The organism is Nonomuraea sp. NPDC049158, from assembly GCF_040648335.1.
Taxonomy (GTDB): domain Bacteria; phylum Actinomycetota; class Actinomycetes; order Streptosporangiales; family Streptosporangiaceae; genus Nonomuraea.
The window spans coordinates 1-2,726 of record NZ_JBEZDM010000086.1 but is presented as its reverse complement, the minus strand read 5'-3'; the positions used below and the strand labels follow the sequence as shown (position 1 = coordinate 2,726).

Here is a 2,726-nt window from a genome sequence, read left to right as displayed (position 1 = left end):
GCCACAGGACAACACCGCATCACCGCCGTCTACCTCGGCGGAACCACCTTCGACAACGAAAACCCGATCCACTTCGCCCCAAGCACCTCACCGCCACTGCCCCAGACGGTCAACCCTTCGTAGGAAGGCCGGCCTCGTGGGGGAACTCCCCGGTGAACAGCAGATGGTTCACCCATCCGGCCGTAAAAGGGCTCCGGATTGCGTACGCCCGACGACGCGGGCGAGCGCGGTCCGGCAAGCGCGTTGCGTTCAACGACAGACGACCGTCGCGTGAGCCGAATCCCGTCGCGGTCGCATAAGCCGTCACCAGGGTTTTGGTAGCGCGATGCGGGCTGACCAAACCCTTGACGGCACTTTGTGCGAGCTCAGGGGCATGAGGATGAATGTCAACAACAGAGTATCCTCTTGCCCGTTTCTACCGGCAAGATATGTGTCGCCCCCCAAAAAAGCACAGATGGGTGTGGCCTGAGAATGCTTCCCGGATTCACGCGGTAGCCTGACAAAGGAGAAAACCAACGCGGGCGACCAGCGACCTTTGAGATCGATATCGATCAGGCCGGCGAGCAAGAGAACATGGCTCTACAGGGCCAGAGAGGATCACCCCAATGAAGGCCCAAGGAATGCTAAAGGCTATTTTGAGCCATCCTGCCAACCGTGACAATCGAGGAGCGGCCCTCATCCGCACCGCCCGATGGCAGGCATGGAAGAGATTGATACGCCATCCGTTTGACTTGACCGTGTACGAAAACATGAAGATTCGAGCTTACCCGGACGGCCAAGCCAGCCGGTTCTTCTACTTCGGCCCATTGCCGGATCACCCGGAGATGACCTTTATCCAGCGCTATCTCCGACCTGGGGATGGCTTCATCGACTGCGGCGCCAATGAGGGCGTTTATACGCTTCTCGCTGCCAAACTGGTCGGCTCAGCGGGGGAGGTGCATGCCTTCGAGGCCGTCCCTCTTTACCTCACCAGACTGCGCGCGAACATCCGGGCCAACCACCTCACGATGGTCACTGTCCACTCGGACGCCGTCGGCGCGGAGCCAGGCCGGATGCCCTTCGTCATCCGTGGAGTCGGCTCACGTATCCAGACCCGGGAAGACCTCGTGCCTACCGCCAATACCGTCGACGTGAACATTGTCCGCCTCGATGACGTGCTGCCGGACCGTGACTGGGCGATGGGCAAACTCGACATCGAAGGGGCGGAGCACCAGGCCCTGGCAGGTGCGGAGAAGATTCTCGCTCGTGGGGAACCCGCCGTTTTGATGCTGGAACTCGTCGATCGTTTCCTCATTCGATTCGGTTCCACCGTGACGCAGGTCCGCGAGTGGCTCGCAGATCACGGCTACGAGTTCGTGTGCTACGAGCCCGGCCCCAATCGGTTGGTGACGGCCTCAGATTCATTCGTTCCGACGCCGAACGTCCTCGTTGTCTCGCGGGAGCGACGAGCCGAGGTTGACGCTCGGCTACACGGCGCACTGTAAGTGCGCATAGGCTCGCTTCTCTCGCTGGGGAGTCCCCCTGCGGAAAGCTCGTGCCCCGCTTACCGAGCGAGGCAGGCGATCGGATGCGTCAGGACAGTGAGGTATGCGTCGTTCGATCCGAACCGCAGCTCCACAGCGCTTGAGGCTCAACCGCCTACCGCCCGAGCCGGAGCATCGTCGTGTTGGACAGACAGATCCACGGCCCGGTCGGCGAACAGAGAGGCGCGGCGGTCGGCCTCTCGACTGGCAACGCCTTGAACGGCTGGCCTAGGACGTTGCCCCACTGCAGGCGCATCGGCCGACGTCTACGTCGTCGATAACCGGGCCATAGGCACCCTCGGTTGTGCTCTTGAACTGCAGAGTGGTGGAGAGCCCGGTCGCTATGAACTTCACCTTCCGCGTCTGGTACCGCATGTCTGCCTTGGTGCTACTCGAGGTGTCGAAGCTGAAGCTCTGAATCACAGCCCCATTGACGAGAACCGTTCCTGTCTTCAATGTCGGCTCCCCGCCTGGATTTCCGGCGAGCGAGTAGACCAGCTCGTAAGTCTCGCCTGGACGCGTGGTGACGGTCTGCTGCACCCCGCCCAGCGGGCTAGTCCCTGAGCCGTTGAGGTCCAGCGACTGCCTTCCGTCTGCCGCCTGCCAGAAGTTGGCACGGATCAGGTCCACACTCCCCATGCTGACCTGCCACGTTCCGATGGACTCCCCACTGACGAAGTTCTGGAAGTAATCCGGTGCTATATCGAGTTGCTCGAAGCTGCCGTTCCCCAGTCCCGACGTAGCGGCGGCCGACGTGGGTGCGAAGGCTGCGGTCAGGGCGCCCATCAGGCTGGCGCCGACGCAAAACCGTCGCCATGGGCTCGCGTGGCCGGACCGATCGCGGAGACGCGACGGGACCGGGGCCCGGCAATCGACAGAAGATATGTCAACAGTCATGATCTTCCTTTGGTGTGCGCGATTTCGTGGAGAGATGACGGACTTGACACCGCCATCCAGGTGCTCACTCTCAAAGCCCTGGTGACAACCATGAACATTGACGGAGCAGCTCAAAGTAACCACCGATAAGCCCATCCGTCCAGGATGGACACGCCGGTCCACTACCACATGCGTTCAGTTGAAATACGCTCAGAAATCACCCAATACTATTATCAGGGCCGAAGCGTTCTCAGGTCGTGAGACCGAGTAGGTGCATGCCATCGGCTGGGTGGCTGCGGTAGTAGTCGGCGGCGGAGGCGATGTTGG

At 61.4% G+C, this 2,726-nt stretch carries 2 protein-coding genes; one reads left to right on the top strand and one right to left on the bottom strand.

All coding sequences use genetic code 11. The annotated features are described in order from the left end of the window. The first annotated feature begins 605 nt into the window (after nt 1-605). Complete coding sequence (locus AB0B61_RS57375; protein ID WP_358450821.1) at nt 606-1,484, top strand: FkbM family methyltransferase; 879 nt, start codon at nt 606-608, stop codon at nt 1,482-1,484. Nucleotides 1,485-1,751: 267 nt separating this feature from the next. On the opposite strand, the gene AB0B61_RS57370 is transcribed toward AB0B61_RS57375, so the two are convergent. Next, a complete protein-coding gene (locus AB0B61_RS57370) occupies nt 1,752-2,309 on the bottom strand; it encodes a choice-of-anchor C family protein (protein ID WP_358450818.1) in 558 nt (185 codons plus the stop codon). Nucleotides 2,310-2,726 lie beyond the last annotated feature (417 nt).

Coding starts and splice junctions, on each gene's coding strand:
- AB0B61_RS57375 (WP_358450821.1), top strand. CDS start 606: ATGAAGGCCCAAGGAATGCTAAAGGCTATTTTGAGCCATCCTGCCAAC.
- AB0B61_RS57370 (WP_358450818.1), bottom strand. CDS start 2,309: ATGGGCGCCCTGACCGCAGCCTTCGCACCCACGTCGGCCGCCGCTACG.